Origin of the sequence: Methyloprofundus sp. (genome assembly GCF_965251085.1) — a bacterium.
Classification (GTDB): domain Bacteria; phylum Pseudomonadota; class Gammaproteobacteria; order Methylococcales; family Methylomonadaceae; genus Methyloprofundus.
In genome coordinates, this window is sequence record NZ_OZ252594.1 from 2763393 (window position 1) to 2786923 (window position 23531).

Here is a 23531-nt window from a genome sequence, read left to right on the forward strand (position 1 = left end):
TGATGCGCTGCATACTCCAGCACATGCTATTTAATATTTATGGGTGATGCTTAGGCAACTCGCAATAAATAACGTAGCTAGCTAAGCGCCTATTTCTACAACGCAGAAGACAAACAAAAACCTACGCAATATGAGTGGGTTATTTATTGCGCGTTACCTTAACTCTGATTATCCGTATCAATCAAATCCAGAAACAATTGCTCTAAACGGTTCGAGCCATTTTTTAAGCTGACCACTTCAATCTGCTGCTCTGATAAACCTAGAAATAATTCGTTCAACCCCAAAGCTTTAGGCACAGAAACACTAATTTGCATAGCATTCAGCAATTCAATTTTATAGCCGGGGATAGGGATGACTGCTTGCAAGGGTTTTTTAACATCGCAAATAAAATGCTCTTCATCCAGGCGCGCCAGCAGGCTTTGCATATCTGTATGTTCCACTATTCTACCCTGATTAATAATGGCGATATTGCGGCATAAACTTTCTGCTTCTTCCAGATAATGTGTGGTTAAAATAATTGTCGTCCCTTGCTCATTAACCTGTTTCATGGTGTCCCACATCGAGCGGCGGATTTCTATATCCACACCCGCAGTCGGCTCGTCTAAAATTAGCAATTTAGGTTGATGCACCATCGCCCGTGCAATCATCACACGCCGCTTCATACCCCCTGACAAGCGTCTCGATACCGTATTGCGCTGATCCCATAAATGCATTAACTTAAGACAGTGCTCAGTTTGCTTGCTAGCCTCTTTTCTTGACATGCCATAGTAGCCGGCCTGATTCATAACAATATTTCGTGCTGTCTCAAACTGATTAAAATTAACCTCCTGAGGCACAAGCCCTATATAACTTTTTGCTAATTGCTTATTACGTTTTAAATCAGCATCAAAAATCCTCACATCGCCACTGCTAGCATTAACCAGAGAGCTAATAATACCAATAGTAGTCGATTTACCCGCGCCATTAGGGCCTAATAATGCGAAGAAATCACCTTCTTCCACATCCAGGTCTATGCCTTTTACAGCCACTAAACCATTAGCATAAACTTTCTTTAAATTACGAATAGATAAAGCTTTCACGGATATTATTTAGCCTTTGAAAAATAGATCGACATGCAGAATCATAGTGTAGCGATAATCAGGTTCACGCTAGTCAGATTGAGCAGCAATGTAGAACAATATAAGTCTCTGAAACACAAACTACCTTTGTTATAATCACACTCATTACTTAACGTAGCTCACTAAATGCGTTACATTATGTAAAAAACTTGATAAATTTTAGCAGAAAATCCACTTACACTATAAACAAATGACACAGACTACTGAACAGGAAGAAGCCCCCGAACTTGTTGCAGCCGTTGATTTAGGCTCAAACAGTTTTCACATGATCGTTTGTAGTGTACATAAAGGTCAACTCAAAACTCTGGATCGGCTAAGAGAAATGGTCAGACTCGCTTCGGGTTTAAACAAAAAAAACATTCTCGACGATGACACCCAGCAGCGCGCACTTGCCTGTTTAGAGCGATTTGGTCAACGCATACAAAACTTTCCCGAGAACAATGTGCGTATCGTAGGCACGAATACTTTACGTACTGCAAAAAATGCCAAACAATTTTTGCATAAAGCAGAGCAAGCGATTGGTTATCCGATACACATTATTTCCGGGATTGAAGAAGCCCGACTTATTTACCAGGGCGTGGCTCACAGCCTGCAAAGCAATGTCAATCGTCGTCTGGTAATGGATATTGGCGGCGGAAGTACCGAATACATTATCGGCACCAATTCTGATCCCACAGAAAAAGAAAGTCTGCGTATGGGCTGTGTTACTGTAAGCAACCGGTTTTTCCCTGATGGTGCTATTAGCTCACAACAATTCAAAAAAGCGGAAATTTTCGTTAACCAGCAGCTTAACACCTACAAAAAACTGTTTACCCATAATCAATGGGATGAAGCCATCGGTGCTTCAGGTAGCATAAGAGCTATCCGCAAAGTCCTGCTTGCGACAGAATGGAGCCATGGCGGCATTACCCTTGAAGGCCTGGAAAAGTTAAAAAAGCATGCTCTCAACTGTAAAAATGTATCAGAGCTAGATTTACCGGAGCTAGACCCTGATAGACTCCCGGTCTTTATGGGGGGGCTGGCAATACTGTACACAACCTTTAAAACGCTAGATATAGACAAGATGAGTGTCTCTGATGGTGCTTTGCGCGAAGGCTTGATATACGATTATATGGGACGCATGTTTAATCATGACGTACGCTCAGACACTGCGCAGTTTCTAGCAGAACATTACCATACTGATAGCCAGCAAACTGACCTGATCAAAACCACTATAGATAATATATTAGAGCAGGTTAGTCCTTTTCTAGGCGCACAATCCAGAGTTATGCACCAATACCTGAACTGGGCAGCAGAACTGCATGAAATAGGTCGCCCTATCGCTCATAGTCAATATCACAAACACGGGGCCTACATCATCAAACACGGTGATTTAGCAGGTTTTTCACAACAAGATCAAAATTTGCTGTCTACTTTGGTGCTATCCCATCGACGTAAAATTCCTGTAAAAAAAATAAAGGATCTTCCGCCACCTTGGAATCATCTGGCTATTTATATGGTAATAATTCTAAGGCTTGCAGTGCTTCTGCAGAGAAACCGCAGTAACTCAGCCACGCCTGAATTTAACATCACCCTGTCGAAAAACACTGTAAATATTCAGTTTCCTGAAAACTGGCTGGATAATGCCCCACTGACACAAGCTGATTTAAAACTGGAAGAAACTTATCTGGAAAAAGCTAAATTCAGCTTGCAAGTTAGCTAATTCCAGTGCTTTTATTGCTGCGCGTAATCTTATATGGGATAGGCGTACCAGCCGTTATCCTTGCTCTGTTTTTTACGCTAAGCACCAGTAACAAAAACCTTGCGCTGCCTAAATGGGAATTGACTGGCGCTGATATACAACGTGCAAAAAGTATATTACATGCCAATAAACACGTCACAGGAAATCAGGTTAGCTTAATCCTGACAGAAAGGGACCTCAATATCGCCTGTGCCTATTTACTCAACATCTATACAGACAGCCAGTCCCATATACAACTGTTCGATGACTACATAGCGTTTAAGCTAAGCTTTACCTTGCCCGATAATCTATTTGGTCGCCACCTGGACATACGCTTTCAGTTACATACGCCCAAGCATCAACCGCCCAACATAGACAGTTTGTATATAGGTAAAATAAGTGTACCAGACCGCTACGCGGGCTTGTTTATAGATACCGCTATCGAGCACACACGTTTAAATAAATACCTGCAATTAATTAGCAAAAACTTGACGGTCTTTCGTATACAAGCCCAGCAACTGCATCTTGTCTATCAATCTCCTGACTCGACCAGTAACAACATACAACGTCTGCTCACACCAGAAATTGATAACCGGGCATTGGACCAATATCAACAAAAGCTAGACGAAGCTTTGCGCACACATGACCCAGATTGGCGCTTATCTTTAAGTAATGTACTACAGCCTTTGTTTCAACTTGCCCAACAGCGCTCAACTGCAGATAATGCTATCGCAGAAAATCGCCTGGCAATCTTTATCGCCAACCGGTATGTTAATCAATACCCGGGCTCAACAGCTTACAAGGAAAACAAATCAACGCTACGGTACTCCGTATTTTTGTATAAACGCATCGATATGGCACAACATTTTATGTGGTCCGCTACTTTCTCAGCGTTGGGTAATAGTCATTTAGCAAATATACTGGGCATAGAAAAAGAACTGAGTGATGCAAAAAAAGGCAGCGGCTTTAGTTTTATCGACCTGGCAGCCGACCGGGCCGGCATATACTTTGGCAAACAAGCGACAGCCAGCCCTGAACTTGCGTTACAAATACAACAAAAAATGGCCCATATCAAAAATTACCAGGCATTTATGCCGGAGATAAGAGATTTGCCTGAAAGCCTGAGCTCCGAGGCATTTACCCAACAATATCAATCTATCTATAGTCCCGAATATCAACGTGTATTACAAGATATAGACCAGCGCATAGCCGCCAGTGAAATCTACCAGCAAATAGAATAATTAAAACAATCATGCCCTATATTTGCCCCATTTGCCAAAACCCACTCATGCTGCATCAGGCATCAAAAGGTTACTATTGCAGTAAAAAGCATCATTTTGACCTGGCAAAAGAAGGCTACTTAAACCTGCTGCCTGCACAATACAAAAAGTCTAAACAACCCGGAGATAGTCGCGCGATGATGCGCGCACGCCGTAATTTTCTTGAAGCCGGGTTTTATCAACCCATGGCAAAAGCCCTCGCAGGTATCATCAACACCCATCAGACAGCCCCCACCGAGATGCACATTCTTGATGTTGGTTGTGGTGAAGGCTACTATAGCCGACAAATTGAAGCCTACTCAGACGATAGCAAAAAACTGGATTTACACGGAATAGATATAGCCAAAAACGCTATTTTAGCCGCCGCAAAAAAACAAGATAATGCCCGTTTTATTGTTGCCAGTACCAATAACATGCCCTACGCAGATCAATATTTTGATCTATTGCTGAGAATATATGCGCCAGCGAACGATCAAGAGATTTCTCGCCTATTAAAGCCGCAAGGACTGCTATTAATCGTAACACCTGGCCCTAGACATTTATGGCAACTCAAAGAATTCATCTACAAAGAAGTCAAAGAGCATGCTGTAGACGCTCCCCTTCCTGAGGACTTTAGCCTAATAGAAAGCCAGAGAGTTAGCTTTAAAATACAGCCAGACCGAGATCAGCGGATGGCATTGCTACAAATGACTCCCTTCGCCTGGCGCGCCAATGCAGACGTGCAAAATAAAATACAACACAGTCATGATTTACAAATAGAAACAGACTTCATATTGACACTAGCGGTCAAAAAAAAATAACATCCTCATAATTATACTTCGCGCGGTCGCAACTGCGTATTTCTAGCGGCTGAGTTTTTGCCGTAGCTACGTTGCTGAAGTCGTTACGTAGCCAGCTATGCGCCAGTTTCAGCGCTTTGCTATCGACAAAAATCAGCTCACTATATTCTTCGCATCCCTAACCGCGCGAAGTATATTATGCCTCAGGAAACACTCTAAAATATCAACACTACACAAAGCACTAAACCTAAAGCCTGACTATCGCACTTAGGCACTCCAAAACGATGACTCTCTAACAGCTTCTCAATAAAAAAACAGGCACATATCATTTACGACTATTCTGCCCTTTTCACATTATAGTCACAAACAAATGATAAAAATTACCTATCAGTTTTTTAGCTTGGTAAATATTACAAAATAATCTACCAACTAAAAACTTAAACAACCCAAAGCTTAATAATTAAAAAAGTCCGGTTTCTATAATAAAAATTAAAAATATAGATGTCTACAAAAGCAAAAGAAACTAAATACATTAGCTACGCACTCACTATTTTTCTTATTTTTGTTCTGTTGACAGTCTGGTCTATAGATTACTTATCAGTTGAAAACATCAATGCCAATAAAATTTTAATTGCTCAATTTGTTGATAAGCATTATTACTTATCAGTACTCATTTTTTTTATCGCTTGCATTATTTTTGTCAATTCACCCGTTCCTCTTGCTGCCATGGTAAAACTTCTAGGTGGCTTCTTTTTCGGTTTTTACATAGGCGCACTATTCAATATCATTGCAACAATCATTGCCTGCCTGGTTGGCTTTGGGCTTAGCCGACATGCATTTAAACAGACTTTTGAAAAACGCTTCTATAAACGACTAAAAGCGATAGAAGATGAACTAGAATCCAACGGTTTCTATTATATATTGACCTTAAGGCTCATCATGATTGTCCCCTATGCTCTGACCAATATACTGGCAGGACTATCCAGAATTTCATTCAAAAGTTATTTTCTCAGCACCACTCTGGGAGTGATACCTGCATCACTTGTTTATGCCAATGCAGGCAGCAAGCTAGAGCAAATTACCACGGTCGCACAACTACTAAGGGAGATGGAAAGAAATAATCATCCAGAACAACCAGGAGAAATGGTCAAAAACCATTTCTCCAACGATGGCATTCGGTCAACAAACTGATAATACGTCTTCATTGCTTTTTTACCTACCTTTACTCCTGTTTCATATATTTTTTCTGTTAATTTAACAATAGGTGCTTTGCCATTGTAGGTCATACTTTTGGCAAATTTTAAAGTTGTTTCAACTGTATCCATTATGTCGCCACTAATATGATTTTCATAGGCTCCCCATACTCGTTCAATTGGGTTATATTTACTATGATAAGGAGGGTAGTAGGCCAGTTTTATCTTTATGTTGCTTTTTTCAGCAAACTCCACAAGCCTTTTTATAAACTGAGTTCTGGAGCTACTGTTCTCCATACCATTGTCAGCGTTAATTGTCAGAATATCTACTCCATATTTTTCTTGAATTTCTGGCCAAATTTCTTCCAATCGGTCAACGATGAAATCACTGCTGGCATAGCCTGCTGTAAAGAAAAGGAAAAAATCATCATGTTCAGGCAGATAAAAACCAAAAGGAGTTAACTTTTCCTTAACATCTAAATCATGATCCTCTGCTTTTGTTAAAACCCGATTTCGTCCTCCCCGTGAAAAATTTCCTATATTCATTCTTGCTTTGGCATCAATTGATATACGAATCTCTTTTGGGTTGATATCTGCCATTCCATTGACTGAATGAACTTGTTCAAAAATTGCATCCGTTTCCTTGATTTTCTTATGAGGCTTTGTTTTTTGTACCTTTTTTGGATGGTAACTCAGGTCATTTAATTTTGTATTGATAGTTTTTGAGCAAGGTAATGTTTTTTCATCGTAATAATCAATCTCCAGTAAACGTTTTCTAACTTCTTTAGCCGTTAGCCGGGTATATAATCGACAGGAATTAAAAGAGGGATCCGTTTGACACTCCGGTTCAGCAATTTTTTTTATGTCATCAAGTAGATGAGGAAAATGCTCTTCACTTTTATTACGCCCTCTCGCTGAAAAATTATCTTCTATGGGCTGAGTTTCAAGTTCATATTGTCCTTTTCGGATAGTGCCTCTATTCCATCCTAGTTTTTCTTCAGCAATACTTGCACCACCTGAGCCTAGTAGCTCCACCGTTTCAGCCATGAATATACGACGTACCGAGCCTTTTAAACGATGGGCTGTATTTATAATCCAACCTATAATGCTATCTGTTAATATCAACAAGCTTATCTGCCTAGTGTGAGAATAAATTCAGAATTCATTATTATAAATTATTGAGACACAAGCTTACTTCGTTTGGATGATTATTTCTTTCCATCTCCCTAAGCCCAACAACATTTATTGCCTTTTTTTTTATTGCCCTTATTGCAATATTCCCCGTTTTAAACAAAAAATTTAATATCATCACCCGTTAACATTTACCCAGCATCATCATAAGTTACGGAAGAAGAAAATGAACATTAATACCTACCGAACCATCTGGATTTCAGATTTACATATTGGCTCGACACAATGTCAGGCAGACATACTACTGGACTTTTTAAAATGCAATGAAAGTGAAAAACTATATCTAGTCGGTGACATCATCGATTTTTGGGCACTCTCAAAAAAAATGTACTGGCCCAGAGAACATAACACGGTGATCCAGAAAATTCTGCGTAAAGCCCGCCATGGAACACATATCATTTATGTACCAGGTAATCATGATGAAAATGTCAGAGACTACGATAGTTATGTCTTCGGAGATATTATCGTAAAAAACTCGGATATCCATACTACGGCAGATAACAGGCGCTTCTTAATCGTCCACGGCGATGAGTACGATACCATCGCACAATATCACCAATGGATCGCAAAACTAGGCAGTAGTGGCTATGATATTCTTATCGAGATAAACCGAGTGATTAAAACCGTCAGACGATATTTTGGAGTGACTTCCCATTTCTCACTCGCGGCTTATATTAAATATAAAGTAAAAAATGCCGTTCAATTCATCTCAGATTATGAAGAAAACATAGTCAACACACTAAAAAAAGAGGATGTTGACGGCGTGATATGCGGGCATATTCACCATGCTGAAATCAAACAGATCGATCAATTTCTGTATATCAACACAGGCGACTTCGTAGAAAGTTGTACCGCAATTGTCGAACATTTTGATGGCCGCCTAGAGCTAGTACACTGGACAGAATCGAGCCCTGAAAATAATACAGAGTTAAATGAAATAAATTGAGTGCAGAAGCCAATTGATATTTAGTTTCGTAAACCAACGAAAGCCGCAAAATTCTAGTACTATTATACTTCGCGCGGCCACGACTGCGGACTTCTAGTGGCTGAATTTTTGCCGATAGCTACGTTGCTGAAATCGTTACGCAGCAAGCTATGCGCCTGTTTCAGCGTCTTGCTATCGACAAAAATCAGCTCACTATATTCTCCGCATCCGTGACCGCGCGAAATATAACGACCCTCGAATTGACAGCCACCAGGACCCAATATCATTATGAACATGATTAATATCAGGCTTTTAGCTTGTCTACTGTGCTTATTATTCTCTACATCAGGTTCGCTAGCCATTGCCGAAGAAGCAAGCCCTGAAACAACGGTCACTGAGCTGAATACCGAACCATCATCTATCGTTGAAAGTGAGGCGATTTTAGATAATATCCACAATCTATCCGTACGCACTGCTGAACTCAAGGCTTTCGCTACCGAAATACCTGCTTTTGACCGCTTATTGTTTATCACCCTGATCATTAATGTTGAAAAAGAGGTTCGGGTTGAAATTGACCGCTTAATGGCAATTCAACAAAAACTGAACAAAAATAGTATTGAATATGCAGATTTAAGCAAACAGCTTAACCAGCTGACGACTGCGCAGGAAGAAACTTTAAAAAATGAAATCTCAATTCTTAAAGACCTCATTGGGAAATTAAAAACTCAGGACAGTCCAGGCAGCTCAACAGATTTAACCGTAGAGCGGGCAAAACAAACACTTTTTGGCCTACTCTTTGATTGGCAAAATAATATTGAACACCAAAAGTTGCTCGATATGGATGTTACTGCCAGCCTGGATCGACTACGCAGAATTGTTCAGTTTATTGCTATTGCCCAGACCGGTAAAATTCAGATCAGCCTGGATACGATTAAGGAATTGGATGCAATGATGGCTAATGCCGATGCGGAAGATCAAAACCTCATCACTAAGCAATTGACCAATCTGGAATGGACTAAATCAACGGCAGCGAAAAATCTCGAGCTAATGATGGAGATTATGCAACAACTACATATGGATACCACTAAATTCGGACAAGTATTGGTTGTTGCTACCGGTGAGATTTTACACGCCAATGTTGAGACCAAAGTTGTTATTAGTTTATTCAAGAAGCTACTAAACAAGTCCATGCTTTGGTTACAGGACAACTTGCCGCTGATGATTTTTCGGGTTTTATCTTTTATCTTAATTATTTTGGTGTTTAGAATTATTGCTGCGGTTTTCCGTGGTGTCGTTAATAAGGCTACCGCTAGAGCAAAATTTGATTTGTCACAATTGTTAAAAGATTTCCTCGGTTCAATGGCGCATAGACTGGTCATGATTATTGGTTTTATGATTGCCCTATCACAACTAGGTATTGAAATTGCTCCCCTGTTAGCAGGTATGGGGATTATGGGGTTTGTGGTGGGCTTTGCCCTACAGGATTCCTTATCAAACTTTGCTTCTGGCTTGATGATTTTGTTTTATCGGCCTTTTGATATTGGTAATTTTGTGAATGTTGCCGGCGGTATTAGCGGTGAAGTAAAACAAATGAACCTGGTTTCAACCACCATTTTAACTATTGATAATCAACGTTTGATTATTCCAAACAGCAAAATATGGGGCGATATTATCACTAATGTGACCGCAGAAAGGGTACGCCGCATAGATTTCGTGTTTGGCATAGGCTACGGAGATAGTATGAATGAGGCTGAAAGGGTTTTGCAGGATATTGTAGACAAGCATGAGCTGATTTTAAAAAAACCAGAAACAGTCATCAAAATACATACTTTAGGGGAATCTTCTGTTGATTTTATTGTCCGCCCCTGGGTAAAAACTCAGGATTACTGGGAGGTTTACTGGGATATTACGCGTCAAGTAAAAGAGCGTTTTGATGCCGAGGGCATTTCCATTCCTTTTCCTCAACGCGATGTACATGTTATTCAAGAAGGCCAAAGTAGCTAAGGCAATGCGCAATAAATAACTCACTTTGCTAGTTTTTTTGTCCGTCTTCTACGTTGTAAAAATAGTGACGTAGCTAGCTATGCGCCTATTTCTACGCCCCCGTATCAAGTACGGGGCAGGCTTTGAAGACAAACAAAAATCCTACGCAATATGGGGGGGTTATTTATTGCGCGTTGCCTAAAACTTATCTACCTAGGTTTTTCGTATGCGCTAGAGCAGACTTAAATGCGCAATTTTACACTGCTGGTTTTGCTTGTAGCGGACTGAAGTCCGCTCTACAAGGGGCCTAGTCGTCCCGCTTATATTCTCCCTCGATGACTCCTGGTTCTGCTTTTGGTTTTTGTTGCCCTGGAGCTACGCCAGCCTGTACTAGGCGCTTCTCAATGATGTATTGAGCGATTCTTTTACGAACTGAAGGGATTAAACAAGCAAAACCTATGCCATCGGTAAAGAAACCCGGAGTCAATAATAATGCACCACCAACCAGTAATATAGGCCCTTCTACCATTTCATAAGCAGGCAGTTCACCTCTTTGTAAATTATCCTGAAAGCGTTGCAGGGTCGCCAGGCCTTGCGTCCTTAACATGCTCGCACCAATAACAGCGGTAGTAACAACCAGAGCAATGGTAGGGAATACCCCAACCATACCGCCAATCTGGAGTAATAAGTATATCTCTATAAACGGGACAATTAAAAAGGCTAAAAAGACGAGCTGTACTGGGTTCATGGTATGACCTCTTTGTTTATCCTAAGAAATTCAGTTGCAACAAACTGATTTAGTTTTATATGTGCGATCTATCTACAATAAGGACTTTTTTTAAAAAATCAAATTTCAGTCACCGCAGAATGCTGTTTATCCTAGAAACCGCAGTTGAGCAGGGATTTTGTGGAAAATCTGAGTGCGAAAGACAAGGCACCGCTAGCAGACAATGGCCGTAGCCCTTGGCAATAGCTGTAACGCAGTATTTCGCGTTCAGATTTATTCACAAAACCATGAAGCGGAGTCTGTTCACCCTGCAGGTTATAAGTTGTTACGGTCATTATGTTTTACATTCAAACACTTAAAGTGTTTTTTAGCGTTCAACTGCGGTTTTTAGGTTTATGGTAACGCGCAATAAAAACCCACCCATATTGCGTAGGATTTTTTAATCTGGAAAAACCTTTCCCGCGTAAATCCTTGCAACCAAACTAGCTGCCTGTGGTAATATTCTTACTAACTTAGGAGCGAGAATTCAATAATACCCGAGTCTGACTTGTTCCTGCCTACGCAGGAATGACGTTTCTTTTGACTCCGCAGGTGTGATGCCAAAATCCTGCGTCATACTTGCGGATAGCATTAAATCCTCGCTCCTAACTCGGTTAATCCATAAGCATAATAAGTTTCTACGCCCTACACCTGCTGCAAACAGATACCGAGAATTTTTTGTCAAAGTAGCTGCCACAACAAACACTATAATCGGTTTTTCCTAGCAATAGAGCTGATCTGACTTTACTACAATGGATAATTTAATGCATTATTTGAAATTTACTTTAGCCTGTTTTTTTGTTCTTGTAAGCCAGTGGGCTTATGCACTTGATCCGGATAAGTTATTGCCCCCTGAGCAGGCATTTAAAGTCTCTGCAGTTGCTACTGCCGATGGTAATGTAAAGGTTTCCTGGCTAATTGCCGATGGTTATTATTTATATCGCAAGAAAATATCTTTTAGCTCTAAAACGGATTCGGTCATTATTGAGCAAGCTGATTTACCGGCTGGTGAAATGAAAAAGGATCCAAATTTTGGTGATATGCAGATTTATCGTCATGCGGCAGAATCTTTATTAACTCTTAAACGTCCAGTCACTGCGCTGACTTTTTCCCTGCTAATTAAGCACCAGGGTTGCTCTGATTTAGGACTTTGTTACCCTCCGCAACAAACCCTTCTGCAGATTGATTTGCCTGCTATAAAGACGCCACAATCTAGCGGCTCATTTAACCCGTTGGATCAGTTAAGCAAAGGCCTAAACCTAGGTTTACAGCTATTTTCTGATAAATTATTACCGGCTGAAGAAGCTTTTCAATTTTTTGCCAGCGTTAAAGATGGTCAAACTTTGAATTTACAATGGCGTATTGCCGATGGCTATTATCTGTATCGGGAAAAATTTGAGCTGCAATTATCCGCTACTACCGATACGCAGTTGCTCAGTTATGAAATCCCACACGGCATAGCTAAATATGATGAAGCTTTTGGCGATGTTGAGCTGTTATATAACAATCTCAGTATAGATGTTCCTCTGGCACGCAGTAAAGTCACAGAACAAAATATTACGCTAATCGCCAAGTTTCAAGGGTGTGCGGAACGGGGGGTTTGCTACCCACCTATGCAGCAATCAGTCACATTATTATTACCTGCTATTAGTACTGCAGCAATCTCGGATACAGCCGGTCCAGCTAAAAAAACCGATTCTGAGCAAGACCTCATCGTAGCGTCTTTACAGCAGGACTCTTTTTTCCTAACCTTGCTGAGCTTTTTAGGCTTTGGCTTATTATTAGCTTTTACGCCTTGTGTGTTTCCAATGATCCCCATTTTATCGGGTATTATCGTTGGTCAGGGTAAGGATATCACCCATCGCAAGGCTTTCTTCCTGTCTTTAAGCTTTGTTCTAGCTTCAGCTATTACCTATACCTTATTTGGTGTGCTTGCCGCATTATTTGGCAGTAATCTCCAGGCAACCTTTCAAGCGCCCTGGGTAATTTACTTATTTAGTGGTATTTTTGTCGCTTTATCTTTATCGATGTTTGGCTTTTACAATTTTGAGCTGCCAAAGTCTTTACAGTCACGCTTACACAATGCCAGCGATCATCACCGGGATGGATCGTTTATCGGTGCAGCTTTGATGGGCATATTTTCTTCACTTATAGTCGGGCCTTGTGTAGCCGCTCCTTTGGCTGCAGCACTGATGTATATAGGACAGACGGGGGATGTTATCCTCGGCGGTTCTGCATTGTTTGTAATGGGCTTTGGCATGGGTATTCCACTATTAATTATAGGTGCCTCTGCGGGTAGCTTATTACCCAAAGCCGGGCACTGGCTTAATGCCAGCAAATCTGTGTTTGGCGTTATTATGCTGGCTGTCGCGGTATGGATGCTTGAGCGAGTAATAGCCCCTGAAGTCACTATGTTATTCTGGGCTATGCTGTGTATTATTCCAGCTATCTATCTGCGCGTGTTAGACCCTTTACCTGAAGTAGATAGTGGCTGGCATAAACTATGGAAAGGATTTGGGGTCATTTTATTTGCTTATGGCTTATTTATTCTTTTAGGTCTGAGCGCTGGCAGTAGTAACCCCTTACTCCCCTTAAAAGGACTTTCGCCAGGTTTATCCAGCTCGCAACAGGAAACACCAATCAAATTTAAACGTGTGGTCTCTCTAAGCGAATTAAACCAGCAACTACAAATTGCAAGCGCTCAAGGAAAGTGGGTCATGCTGGATTTCTATGCTGATTGGTGTATCAGCTGTAAAGAAATGGAAGCCTATACATTAAGCAATCCCGAAGTTAAACAGGCCCTGTCTGGTTTTGTGATCTTGCAAGCAGATGTTACTGCCAATAATGAGCAGGAAAAAGCCTTATTAAAAGCCTATAACCTAATAGGCCCTCCTGCAATATTATTCTTTAACCCTGAACAGCAGGAACAATCTGCTGCACGAGTCATTGGCTACCAAAAAGCAGATGAATTTTTGCAACACTTGAGCCAGTTTAATTAATTCTGTAAGGCGTACTTCAATCCGCTATTCACAGTAATTTATATCAAATGACAAACAAGGGCTGTATGCCCGCCCACAGTTTTTAACCTAGCCTTAATTATCCTAAAAACCGCAGTTGAACGCTAAACAACACTCTAAGTATTTGAATATAAAAAATAATGACCATAACAACCTATCACCTGCAGGGTGAACAGACTCCGCTTCACGGTTTTGTGAATAAATCTGCGCGCGAAATACTGCGTTACAGCTATTGCCAAGGGCTACGGCCATTGCCTGCTAGCTGTGCCTTGTCTTTCGCACTCAGATTTCCCGCAAAATCCCTGCTCAACTGCGGTTTCTAGGATTATGCCTAAGCCCTTTATTGCTCTAATAGCCATTACACTGCTAATCAGCACATTTCTTGTATGGGAAAATAGTTTAAAACCCGCGCAAGCACAACCTACTATTACATTGCCTGAATTTTCTCTCCCCGACCTTGCAGGCACTATCCACCCTATTTCTGAGTGGCATGGAAAAATTTTGGTGATTAATTTCTGGGCTACCTGGTGTCCACCTTGCCTAAAAGAAATTCCTGAATTTATTGAATTACAAGCTGAGTATGCAGAACAGAATGTGCAATTTATTGGCATCGCTATCGATGATGCTGATTTAGTAGCTGACTACTTAAGCTTTAGCAACATTAATTACCCTGTGCTGATTGCTGAATCAGAAGGAGCAGAGCTCTCGCAAAAGTTAGGTAATACTATTAAAGCCATCCCCTTTACTGCGCTAGTTAACCGGCAACAAGAAATTATTTTTTATCATCCAGGGGAATTATCTAAACAACGTTTACAAGAACTTATTATTGGAGCATTAGGCACCTGAAAATAAATAACTGCCTAATATTTGGGCAGGATTTTTGTTTGTCATCAGTGCTGTAGCAATAGGCACATAGCTGGCTACGTAACTATTGCTACATTGCTGATGACGCACAAAAAGACCAGCAAGGATGAATGATCATTAGTTTCCAGGTGGCTTATTAAGTGCCAAGCCCTAACTTCATTACACACTTAAGTAGTAAAAAAATAGCTAGTTTTGTCGCGAACTGTTGCTAAAAAACATATATCTGGACAAAACCTTACAAATTAGGGAAAATTAGACCTTTCTTACGTAAAATAAAAATAACAACGTAACAAAATGGCAAAAATCACTGTTCTTAATGGCCCTAATCTCAACCTGCTCGGTATTCGGGAGCCAGGTCATTATGGCAATAAAACTCTGGCCGATATTCAAAAAAATAGCGAATCCTTTGCTACCAATGCCGGGCATAGCTTAAAATTTTATCAAAAAAATGCCGAACACGAACTTGTTGAACTTGTTCATCAGGCTTTTTCTGATCAGGTTGATTTTATTATTATCAACCCGGCCGCATTTACGCATACCAGCGTCGCGATTCGCGATGCTTTATTAGCAACAAAAATTCCTTTTATAGAAGTCCATTTGTCCAATGTCCACGCGCGCGAATCATTTCGCAAACACTCTTATTTCTCTGATATCGCAGAGGGTGTTATTTGTGGGCTGGGAGCAACTGGATACGAACTGGCCTTACAGGCTGCTCACCAGATACTACTCGAGAGAAAATAAATCGTGGATATTAGAAAAATAAAAAAACTAATCGAAATTATTGAAGAATCAGATATCGCTGAAATTGAAATTACCGAAGGCGAAGAGTCTGTGCGTATTAACCGCTACTCTAGTTTGGCTGCCCCGGTTGCAGTTGCTGCTGCGCCCGCACCAGTTGCTGCGGCACCTGTAGCAATTCCTACGGCTAACGCGCCGGTAGTGAATGAACCTTCAGGCCATGCAGTTAAATCACCGATGGTAGGTACCTTCTATCGTTCGGCCTCTCCTGGCTCAGCTCCGTTTGTAGAGGTCGGCCAGTCTGTTAATGAAGGCGATACGCTTTGTATAATTGAAGCAATGAAGATTCTTAACCAGATAGAAGCGGATAAAACTGGCGTTATCAAGCAAATGTTAATCGAAGATGCACAAGCGGTTGAATATGATCAACCACTATTCATCATAGAATAATAACGAGGTAAAAACTATGTTCGATAAACTTGTTATTGCAAATCGTGGTGAAATTGCTCTACGAATTTTACGTGCCTGTCGTGAATTAGGCATTAAAACAGTCGCTGTCTACTCTAGTGCGGATCGCGACTTAAAACATGTACGCCTGGCTGATGAAGCTATTTGCATTGGTCCTCCAGCCTCTGTAGATAGTTATTTAAATATTCCTGCACTTATTAGTGCTGCCGAAGTAACTGATGCCGAAGCGATACACCCCGGCTATGGTTTTCTAGCTGAAAGCGCCGAATTCTCTGAAAAAGTAAAACAAAGCGGTTTTGTTTTTGTTGGCCCTGAAGCCGATACCATTCGCAAAATGGGTGACAAAATCGAAGCTAAAAAAGCCATGATTGCTTCAGGTATTCCTTGTGTTCCCGGTAATGGCGCCCCTTTGGGGGATGATAATGCGACTAACCAAAAAATGGCGCACGAAATTGGCTATCCGATTATCATCAAAGCGGCTGGCGGCGGTGGTGGTCGCGGTATGCGTACGGTACACACGGAAGGCGCATTAATTAGCTCAATTGCCCTGACCAAATCAGAAGCGGGCTCGTTTTTTGGAAACCCAACGGTCTATATGGAAAAATTCCTTGAAGACCCCCGCCATATCGAGATTCAGGTGCTTTCCGATGCGCACGGCAATGCCATACACTTAGGCGAGCGAGATTGCTCTATGCAACGTCGGCATCAAAAAGTGGTTGAAGAAGCCCCCGCGCCAGGTATCACCGAAGAACAGCGTAAGTTTATAGGTGAGCGATGTGCACAAGCCTGTGTTGACATGGGCTATCTAGGAGCGGGGACCTTCGAATTCCTGTTTGAGAACGGCGAGTTTTTCTTTATCGAAATGAATACCCGTATTCAAGTAGAACACCCGGTCACAGAAATGGTCACCGGGATTGATATTGTCAAAGAACAATTACGTATAGCGGCAGGTGAACCTTTGTCTTATACTCAGGACGATGTGGTTATACGCGGTCATGCGATTGAGTGCCGTTTAAATGCAGAAGATCCCGTTACTTTTATGCCGTGCCCTGGCACGATAGATCTGTTTCACATGCCGGGAGGCCCGGGTATTCGTTGCGAAACGCATATTTATAATGGTTATAAAGTGCCTCCATATTATGACTCAATGATCGGCAAACTGATTGCCCATGGCGATGACAGAGCCAGCTCTATCGCGCGTATGCGTACAGCGCTAAGTGAAATGGTCATCGATGGCATCAAGACCAATATTCCATTACAACAGGAGATTATGGCAGATAGCGCTTTCGTAGCAGGTAGCCAGAACATCCATTATTTGGAAAAGAAGCTAGGTAAGAGTTAAGCCTGTGTAGGGCGGACTTCAGTCCGCCCGTATCAGCTAACCATGTTTTTTAATCATGAAGAGCCTGAAGAAATACACCGCCTACTTCAATCTAATATACTTCGCGCGGTCACGGATGAGGAAATATAGTGAGCTGATTTTTGTCGATAGCAAGATGCTGAAACTGGCATAGTTAGCTACGTAAAGGTTTCAGCAACGTGGCTAGCGGCAAAAAATCAGCCGTTAGAAATCTGCATCCGTGACCGCACGAAAGATATTTAGCTGAATAAACCTTCATGGTTATAATCGCTAGCCCTGCACTAATTTCAATATAGCATTTACCCATTCCCTTTCTTTCTATGCCTTAGCGGACTAAAGTCCGCTCTACTCGAAAAAATCATTATGGCCTGGCATCAAATTTCTGTGGTCAGCGACAAAGCTGCCGCAGACGATATTTCCGATTTTCTTAGTGAACTCGGCGCTGTTTCAGTCACCTTTATGAATGCCTCAGCTCAGCCCGTTTATGAGCCAGATATAGGCGAGACAAGAATCTGGGAGCATACTAAAACTGTTGCCTTATTCGAACTAGATGCCTCTCCTGAAATCATCAAGACTGTGCTTTTGCAGCAGTTTGACAGCAAAACCGTACACGACTGGCATGCTGAAATCCTGCAGGACCAAACCTGGGAACGCGCCTGGATGGAGCATTTCCAGCCTATGCAGTTTGGCGAACGCCTATGGGTATATCCTACTGGTCAAGAGCAGTCCAAAACAGGGACGGTCAGTTTAATTCTCGACCCGGGACTAGCCTTTGGCTCAGGCACCCACCCGACCACTGCACTCTGTCTTGAATGGTTGGCAAAGAATGATGTCACGGGAAAAACAGTCATTGATTTCGGCTGTGGCTCTGGCATTCTCGCGGTTGCTGCGGTATTACTTGGCGCTAAACAAGCGCACGCGATTGATATAGACCCTCAGGCTCTGACTGCCACTCAGGATAATGCACAGAAAAATCAGGTAGGCTCTAAAATAAAAACCTATTTAGCGGAACAATTTGATCCTTTGGCAGCAGATATTGTGCTGGCAAATATTCTTGCCAACCCTCTTATTGAACTTTCTGAGCATATTAGCAGCTTAGTGAAACCTAAAGGTAGCCTGGTATTATCTGGCATACTCAAAGAACAGGCTGATGCTGTTGCTACGGCTTATCAGGCCAATTTTGCTATGAATAACCCTATTATTCAGGATGACTGGTGTCGTCTGGATGGTGTAAAAAACTAAGCACATGGACACTTTTTGCCCCAAGTGTTCGCACCCACAAAAAATCAGCACCAGACAACTGAAAAAAAAGCACGGCAGAATAAGCTGTGCGCAATGCAAGTTTAAGTTTAACCTTCACGACTGCTTAAGCGAACCCTCCTTGCCAAAGGATGAACCTAGCATTATTGAAACCTATCCCTGGCAAAAAACTAACATCCCTCATACCAAAAGCTGGATAACAGGAAGCTTCGTCGCAGTTTTATTATTTGCGTATCAGCTGGTTTACTTTTATGGCTACCCGCTGGCACAAAATGCGCACCTAAGACCTTCGCTCCAGGCTCTAAGTACACAGCTTAATTACCCACTACCTACTTACCGTAATCTTGCCGAATTCACCACTATCGGCAGTGCACTAGATAAACTTAATGCTAACAACTATCGCCTGCAGGTCAGCCTGATTAACCATGCTGACTTTGCTCAACGTTACCCGGATCTTCTTGTATCGTTGCATAACTTGCATGGCGGTTTATTTGCCCAAAGAACACTCGTTCCCAGTGAATATTTAATCAAGCAAAACGCAATTCAGCTTATTCAGAGTTCTGCTACTGCTGATATTGATTTCTTTATTTCTGTTCCTGAGCAGGAAATTGCTGGCTATAGCATCGAGTTAAAATAAGTGCAGCACTAGAACGTAGGACTTATTTTTTTACCATGAAGTTCATGAAGATAATGAAGAAAAGCAGTTGGTTTATACTACCTATACAGATAATCCCCCCCCCACCTTCGTGTTCTTCATGAACTTCATGGTAAAAAAATAATAACCTGAACAGCCTGATATGAAGGTTTTTTAGCACGGCTTAAGTATCACCGTAACCAAGTATTATTGCCATAAAGCGCATGAAGATAATGAAGAAAAGCAGTTGATTTATACTACCTATACAGATAACCCCCCCCCCACCTTCGTGTTCTTCATGAACTTCATGGTAAAAAAATAATAACCTGAACAGCCTGATATGAAGGTTTTTTAGCACGACTTAAGTATCACCGTAACCAAGTATTATTGCCATAAAGCGCATGAAGATAATGAAGAAAAGCAGTTGGCTTATACTACCTATACAGATAATCCCCCCCCCCACCTTCGTGTTCTTCATTAACTTCATGGTAAAACAAATAATAATCTGAACAGCCTGATATAAAGGCTTTTAGTACGGCTTAAGTATCACCGTAACCAAGTATTATTACCATAAAGCGCACAAAGATAATGAAGAAAAACAATTGGTTTTACTACTTATACTGATAATAAACTCCCCACCTTCATGCTCTTCATGACCTTCATGACCTTCATGGTAAAAAATAATAACCCCACCACTTTACAAAGTTAACCCCTACCCATTAGAGACTTGCGCTATCGCGGGATTTATTCCATGCGCTCAGCGGAGTTCGTTATAATACTCAACTCGCTCTTAACAACTAATATCCCTTATGGCACACCCTGAATTATTTCTAAAGAAAAACGAAGATAAGCGCTTACGCAAAGGTCACCTTTGGGTGTTCAGTAATGAGGTTGACACTGCGCGCAGCCCGCTCAATCAATTTACGCCGGGTGACATGGTTAAGGTTGTCGCAAGTGATGGTCAAGTTATGGGGAGTGCCTATATCAATCCAGCCACTCTTGTTTGCGCGCGAGTATTATCCAGAAAACCTACTGCAAAATTAGGTGCCAAAATGTTTAGTACACGCATTGCCCGGGCACTGGCCTTGCGCGAACGTTTTTACAACAAACCCTATTACCGGCTTATATTTGGCGAATCGGACGGCCTCCCAGGTCTGGTAATCGACCGCTTTGCCGATGTATTATCCGTACAAATAACAACCGCAGGCATTGAACGCCAAAAGGAACCCTTATTAGAGGTATTAGTAGAACTGTTACAACCCAGTGCCATCTTGCTTAAAAATGATAACCCACAAAGAGAGTTAGAGGGCTTATCCACCGAGTCTGTCTGTGCATACGGCGCATTACCCGAACAATTAATTATTGAAGAAAATAACGCACAATTCAAAATAGATATCGTAGCGGGACAGAAAACTGGCTGGTTCTACGATCACCGCAGCAGCCGTGCCGAATTGGCAAAATTAACTAAAGGCAAAACGGTGTTAGACCTATTTTCCTATGCCGGAGCCTGGGGCATACCTGCCGCAATGAATGCTGCGCAGCAAGTAACCTGTGTTGATTCTTCAGCCGGCGCAATCGCCTTGGCAGAGCAAAATGCCCACTTAAATCATGTCAGCGATAGCATGCAGTTTGTACACAGCGATGTATTCGAATTCTTAAAAAAGGCACGTCTGGAAAAGCAGCGATTTGATATTGTAATTTTAGATCCACCCGCTTTAATTAAACGTAAAAAAGACTTTAAATCAGGTTATGAAGCCTACCGCCGCCTCAACCATCTGGCTTTGCAAGTATTAGAAAAAGATGGCATTCTAGTTTCTGCATCTTGCTCGTACCATTTAAGCAAAGCGAATTTACATGAAATATTACGTTCGTCAGCACGCCATATAGATAGAAGTCTAAGTATCGTCGCAATGGGCGGGCAGGCACCTGATCATCCAATTCATCCCGCAATTTCAGAAACAGAATACTTAAAAACTTATTTCTGCGCTGTTTCTGAGAGTCTTTAGTAAAAAGGTTACACACTTAAAGCGGGGCAATAATCACCATGAAGCGCATCTATCGCGAATGATGCGCTTCGTTCCTCAGCAGCATCCTACGATGCCGTAATAAGTATCCAATTGTTTTCAGAGAGATCAGGTTACTGAGACTATAGAAAAATAAGCCACACGCTACTTTTACTCAAATTATTAACTGCGTGTTCAGGGACCTAAAAAAAAACAATCATCCATCCTTGCTGGTCTTTTTGTCCATCATCAGCACTGTAGCGATAGTTCAATACCAGGAAGACATTTATTAAGCTATGTTATATAACTGAAAACAACACCATCAAATAACTTATTTTTAACCTTATTTATATTTTTAAAAGACTTTTATTTTTATATAACAATTAGTTAAAAGTTGGCTTACTTTTTGTATGATTAATATACCATCCTCAATTAATCAAGTCGGAAAAATGAGCAATCAACCATCAGTACAACAAGAATCTCAGGTTTCAAATAGTGCAATTCTGTTGGGTGCGGGCCTCGCACTCGCCTCATTTATCGTACTCCCTGCTGTTGCAGCACGTCTTGGTCTAGGGTCCAGTCTAACGGGAGCCATGCGCATCGCTTTAATGAAAGCATCAACTAAAGTCTGTCATCAAAATCCCAACAATGGGCAAAATAATTCAGAAATCTGCGCTCCGGATACCGAATGTAATTAACACTCCCTCCCTAGGTTTTACTGTTAACTACCTCTAATTTCCAACAAAAACCCCACTTTTATACCTAAATTCTGGTATAGTCTTTTTTCAGAGCGTACCCAAGGCTTATTATTGAATGTCAAATAATCCCTGAATACGCTTCTCGAATTTATTATCTATCCTTACAATTGACACTTATGGCTGACGAAAAGAAATCATGTGATTTATGTGGGCTCCCTGTAGAAGTCGAAGGCTTTACTCTGCTTACAAAAGAAGGTAACAAAGAATTTTGCTGCGAAGGCTGCCAGGGCATTTATCAAATGCTCAACGAAGAAAACCTGCTACCTGAAGAAGCCCAAAAATAAATCTTTATTCACATTTTCAACTGGACTATTAAATAATGGCTCACAATCATGGTAAAAAAGCTGCTGCTACAACATTAAAACATGCTAAAAACCTAGCCCATCATGGGATGGATAAGCATGAAGTTTCAACTACATTAATTAAAGGTGCTGTTATGTCTGCAGGCGCACAAACTGGAAAAACAATTATGAGTAAAATCACTAAACACCCACTATTATTAATAGGTATTGGCATGGTAGCTGGCTACTATGCTCACAAATACCGCAAAGAAATCCTTTCTTCAGTCACCTCAGTTGGCGATAAAGGTAAGGACTTTGTACTACAACAAAAAGAAAACCTGGAAGATATGGTTGCTGAGTCTAAGGAAGACCAAGAATAAAATTCTTCTCCTCACAGCGGCGATGTATTTTACTGAGTCACTCGATTTAGGGCGAGGTTTGTAACCCCGCCCTAGCGAAAAATGCAGGGAGCGCAGTTCAATAGTGTCTCTTATTGGTGCTAATTCGTAGCACTTGACTAATGCTGATTTTCCTTTTCAACAGTCACTCTTATCTCTCGTTTTACTACTGACATGTCTATACAACAAGAAATTATTTTGCGTTACAAATCTTCTGGCCATGTGAGATTCCAAATTCCGGAACGCTTATGTAGCGACGAAGTCGCAAGTTTCGTAGCTGATGCAATCAATGATTTTGACGGTGTGTATCGGGTTAATTTATTCAGAAACAAGCGCAAACTGGCCATTCGTTACACTGAAGAAATCCTGTCACTGCAAGAATTAGATCAGCAGCTTTTTAAATTGCTTACCGACCTGGAAAAAAAAGGCTTTTTCAAAGCTAAACCAGACACCGGAAACAGCAGCAAGTTCACTGAAAACTTTAAGCTACCTAACTGGAAAAGCACCCGCTGGGCTAAAGAAAAATATACAGAAACCAAAGAAACAGCACAAGCCATCAGCATTTTGGCGAAACTAGGGCTGAAAAAAAAACCCGAAATTCTCGCTAACCCCGAAAAAACCCTGATTACTTTTTTTAATGACGTTTTAGTACTTTTCCTCATTAAAACGCACTGGAAGCTGATTACTAAAAAATGGATATTGGCGCCTATGAAGTACCGCTATCAATGGCTAACCATTTTTTACCTGATGTTTTTATTTATTCGCTCTAAAACCTCTAAAAACAAATAACGCTCA

22 protein-coding genes are annotated in these 23531 nt (G+C 41.3%); 18 read left to right on the plus strand and 4 right to left on the minus strand.

Annotated elements, in window-relative coordinates; all coding sequences use genetic code 11:
* Positions 1 to 158: 158 nt before the first annotated feature.
* Positions 159 to 1079 (minus strand): ABC transporter ATP-binding protein, encoded by a 921-nt coding sequence (locus ACQY3F_RS12845; RefSeq protein WP_428355257.1) that lies wholly within the window; start codon positions 1077 to 1079, stop codon positions 159 to 161.
* A gap of 229 nt (positions 1080 to 1308) precedes the next feature.
* Between ACQY3F_RS12845 and ppx the strand changes: the two genes are divergently transcribed.
* From ppx to ACQY3F_RS12865, 4 genes are all read left to right on the plus strand, one after another.
* The gene (gene ppx / locus ACQY3F_RS12850) at positions 1309 to 2820 is read left to right on the plus strand and encodes an exopolyphosphatase (RefSeq protein WP_428355259.1); all 1512 of its coding nucleotides are present in this window, start codon (positions 1309 to 1311) and stop codon (positions 2818 to 2820) included.
* Positions 2821 to 2825: 5 nt separating this feature from the next.
* A complete protein-coding gene (locus ACQY3F_RS12855; RefSeq protein ID WP_428355260.1) occupies positions 2826 to 4079 on the plus strand; it encodes a hypothetical protein in 1254 nt (417 codons plus the stop codon).
* An 11-nt stretch (positions 4080 to 4090) separates the two neighbouring features.
* The gene (gene rlmA, locus ACQY3F_RS12860; RefSeq protein WP_428355261.1) at positions 4091 to 4918 is read left to right on the plus strand and encodes a 23S rRNA (guanine(745)-N(1))-methyltransferase; all 828 of its coding nucleotides are present in this window, start codon (positions 4091 to 4093) and stop codon (positions 4916 to 4918) included.
* Between the two features lie 480 nt (positions 4919 to 5398).
* Positions 5399 to 6088, plus strand: a complete 690-nt coding sequence (locus tag ACQY3F_RS12865; RefSeq protein WP_428355263.1) for a TVP38/TMEM64 family protein — start codon at positions 5399 to 5401, stop codon at positions 6086 to 6088.
* On the opposite strand, the gene ACQY3F_RS12870 is transcribed toward ACQY3F_RS12865, so the two are convergent.
* The gene (locus ACQY3F_RS12870) at positions 6019 to 7215 is read right to left on the minus strand and encodes an ISAzo13 family transposase (RefSeq protein WP_428352931.1); all 1197 of its coding nucleotides are present in this window, start codon (positions 7213 to 7215) and stop codon (positions 6019 to 6021) included. The genes ACQY3F_RS12865 and ACQY3F_RS12870 overlap by 70 nt on opposite strands.
* Before the next feature lie 232 nt (positions 7216 to 7447).
* Here ACQY3F_RS12870 and ACQY3F_RS12875 point away from each other — a divergent pair, with 232 nt between their 5' ends.
* Positions 7448 to 8227, plus strand: coding sequence for a UDP-2,3-diacylglucosamine diphosphatase (locus tag ACQY3F_RS12875; protein WP_428355264.1), 780 nt, complete (start codon positions 7448 to 7450; stop codon positions 8225 to 8227).
* A gap of 267 nt (positions 8228 to 8494) precedes the next feature.
* Entirely contained in the window at positions 8495 to 10210 is a 1716-nt protein-coding gene (locus ACQY3F_RS12880; RefSeq protein WP_428355266.1) for a mechanosensitive ion channel family protein, read from the plus strand.
* Positions 10211 to 10496: 286 nt separating this feature from the next.
* On the opposite strand, the gene ACQY3F_RS12885 is transcribed toward ACQY3F_RS12880, so the two are convergent.
* Both ACQY3F_RS12885 and ACQY3F_RS12890 read right to left on the minus strand, forming a co-directional pair.
* Positions 10497 to 10937, minus strand: a complete 441-nt coding sequence (locus tag ACQY3F_RS12885) for an FxsA family protein (RefSeq protein ID WP_428355267.1) — start codon at positions 10935 to 10937, stop codon at positions 10497 to 10499.
* A 505-nt stretch (positions 10938 to 11442) separates the two neighbouring features.
* Entirely contained in the window at positions 11443 to 11640 is a 198-nt protein-coding gene (locus tag ACQY3F_RS12890) for a hypothetical protein (protein WP_428355268.1), read from the minus strand.
* Positions 11641 to 11707: 67 nt separating this feature from the next.
* Between ACQY3F_RS12890 and dsbD the strand changes: the two genes are divergently transcribed.
* The 12 genes from dsbD (at position 11708) to ACQY3F_RS12950 (ending at position 23525) form a co-directional block, all read left to right on the plus strand.
* Positions 11708 to 13954 carry a protein-disulfide reductase DsbD gene (gene dsbD, locus ACQY3F_RS12895; RefSeq protein ID WP_428355269.1) on the plus strand — a complete coding sequence of 749 codons (2247 nt, stop codon included), beginning with the start codon at positions 11708 to 11710 and terminating at the stop codon, positions 13952 to 13954.
* A 345-nt stretch (positions 13955 to 14299) separates the two neighbouring features.
* Positions 14300 to 14818 carry a TlpA family protein disulfide reductase gene (locus ACQY3F_RS12900; RefSeq protein WP_428355270.1) on the plus strand — a complete coding sequence of 173 codons (519 nt, stop codon included), beginning with the start codon at positions 14300 to 14302 and terminating at the stop codon, positions 14816 to 14818.
* 312 nt (positions 14819 to 15130) lie between these two features.
* On the plus strand, positions 15131 to 15577 hold the full coding sequence (gene aroQ / locus ACQY3F_RS12905; protein ID WP_428355271.1) for a type II 3-dehydroquinate dehydratase: 447 nt from the start codon (positions 15131 to 15133) through the stop codon (positions 15575 to 15577).
* Between the two features lie 3 nt (positions 15578 to 15580).
* The gene (accB, locus tag ACQY3F_RS12910) at positions 15581 to 16024 is read left to right on the plus strand and encodes an acetyl-CoA carboxylase biotin carboxyl carrier protein (RefSeq protein ID WP_428355273.1); all 444 of its coding nucleotides are present in this window, start codon (positions 15581 to 15583) and stop codon (positions 16022 to 16024) included.
* A 16-nt stretch (positions 16025 to 16040) separates the two neighbouring features.
* Positions 16041 to 17384, plus strand: coding sequence for an acetyl-CoA carboxylase biotin carboxylase subunit (gene accC, locus ACQY3F_RS12915; RefSeq protein ID WP_428355275.1), 1344 nt, complete (start codon positions 16041 to 16043; stop codon positions 17382 to 17384).
* 381 nt (positions 17385 to 17765) lie between these two features.
* Positions 17766 to 18644, plus strand: a complete 879-nt coding sequence (gene prmA, locus ACQY3F_RS12920) for a 50S ribosomal protein L11 methyltransferase (RefSeq protein ID WP_428355277.1) — start codon at positions 17766 to 17768, stop codon at positions 18642 to 18644.
* Positions 18645 to 18783: 139 nt separating this feature from the next.
* Positions 18784 to 19299 (plus strand): DUF3426 domain-containing protein, encoded by a 516-nt coding sequence (locus ACQY3F_RS12925; RefSeq protein ID WP_428355278.1) that lies wholly within the window; start codon positions 18784 to 18786, stop codon positions 19297 to 19299.
* Between the two features lie 806 nt (positions 19300 to 20105).
* Positions 20106 to 21302, plus strand: coding sequence for a class I SAM-dependent rRNA methyltransferase (locus ACQY3F_RS12930; RefSeq protein ID WP_428355280.1), 1197 nt, complete (start codon positions 20106 to 20108; stop codon positions 21300 to 21302).
* Between the two features lie 446 nt (positions 21303 to 21748).
* Positions 21749 to 21997 carry a hypothetical protein gene (locus ACQY3F_RS12935; RefSeq protein WP_428355281.1) on the plus strand — a complete coding sequence of 83 codons (249 nt, stop codon included), beginning with the start codon at positions 21749 to 21751 and terminating at the stop codon, positions 21995 to 21997.
* A 176-nt stretch (positions 21998 to 22173) separates the two neighbouring features.
* On the plus strand, positions 22174 to 22341 hold the full coding sequence (locus ACQY3F_RS12940; RefSeq protein ID WP_428355282.1) for a heavy metal translocating P-type ATPase metal-binding domain-containing protein: 168 nt from the start codon (positions 22174 to 22176) through the stop codon (positions 22339 to 22341).
* A gap of 35 nt (positions 22342 to 22376) precedes the next feature.
* Entirely contained in the window at positions 22377 to 22718 is a 342-nt protein-coding gene (locus tag ACQY3F_RS12945; RefSeq protein WP_428355283.1) for a hypothetical protein, read from the plus strand.
* 192 nt (positions 22719 to 22910) lie between these two features.
* A complete protein-coding gene (locus ACQY3F_RS12950; RefSeq protein WP_428355284.1) occupies positions 22911 to 23525 on the plus strand; it encodes a hypothetical protein in 615 nt (204 codons plus the stop codon).
* Positions 23526 to 23531: the final 6 nt, after the last annotated feature.

Bases quoted from the DNA above. Each gene is read 5' to 3' on its own strand.
- ACQY3F_RS12875 (WP_428355264.1), top strand. From the start codon at position 7,448: ATGAACATTAATACCTACCGAACCATCTGGATTTCAGATTTACATATT.
- ACQY3F_RS12880 (WP_428355266.1), top strand. From the start codon at position 8,495: ATGAACATGATTAATATCAGGCTTTTAGCTTGTCTACTGTGCTTATTA.
- rlmA (WP_428355261.1), top strand. From the start codon at position 4,091: ATGCCCTATATTTGCCCCATTTGCCAAAACCCACTCATGCTGCATCAG.
- ACQY3F_RS12935 (WP_428355281.1), top strand. From the start codon at position 21,749: ATGAGCAATCAACCATCAGTACAACAAGAATCTCAGGTTTCAAATAGT.
- aroQ (WP_428355271.1), top strand. From the start codon at position 15,131: ATGGCAAAAATCACTGTTCTTAATGGCCCTAATCTCAACCTGCTCGGT.
- ppx (WP_428355259.1), top strand. From the start codon at position 1,309: ATGACACAGACTACTGAACAGGAAGAAGCCCCCGAACTTGTTGCAGCC.
- ACQY3F_RS12945 (WP_428355283.1), top strand. From the start codon at position 22,377: ATGGCTCACAATCATGGTAAAAAAGCTGCTGCTACAACATTAAAACAT.
- ACQY3F_RS12900 (WP_428355270.1), top strand. From the start codon at position 14,300: ATGCCTAAGCCCTTTATTGCTCTAATAGCCATTACACTGCTAATCAGC.
- accC (WP_428355275.1), top strand. From the start codon at position 16,041: ATGTTCGATAAACTTGTTATTGCAAATCGTGGTGAAATTGCTCTACGA.
- prmA (WP_428355277.1), top strand. From the start codon at position 17,766: ATGGCCTGGCATCAAATTTCTGTGGTCAGCGACAAAGCTGCCGCAGAC.
- ACQY3F_RS12865 (WP_428355263.1), top strand. From the start codon at position 5,399: ATGTCTACAAAAGCAAAAGAAACTAAATACATTAGCTACGCACTCACT.
- ACQY3F_RS12950 (WP_428355284.1), top strand. From the start codon at position 22,911: ATGTCTATACAACAAGAAATTATTTTGCGTTACAAATCTTCTGGCCAT.
- ACQY3F_RS12885 (WP_428355267.1), bottom strand. From the start codon at position 10,937: ATGAACCCAGTACAGCTCGTCTTTTTAGCCTTTTTAATTGTCCCGTTT.
- dsbD (WP_428355269.1), top strand. From the start codon at position 11,708: ATGGATAATTTAATGCATTATTTGAAATTTACTTTAGCCTGTTTTTTT.
- ACQY3F_RS12930 (WP_428355280.1), top strand. From the start codon at position 20,106: ATGGCACACCCTGAATTATTTCTAAAGAAAAACGAAGATAAGCGCTTA.
- ACQY3F_RS12940 (WP_428355282.1), top strand. From the start codon at position 22,174: ATGGCTGACGAAAAGAAATCATGTGATTTATGTGGGCTCCCTGTAGAA.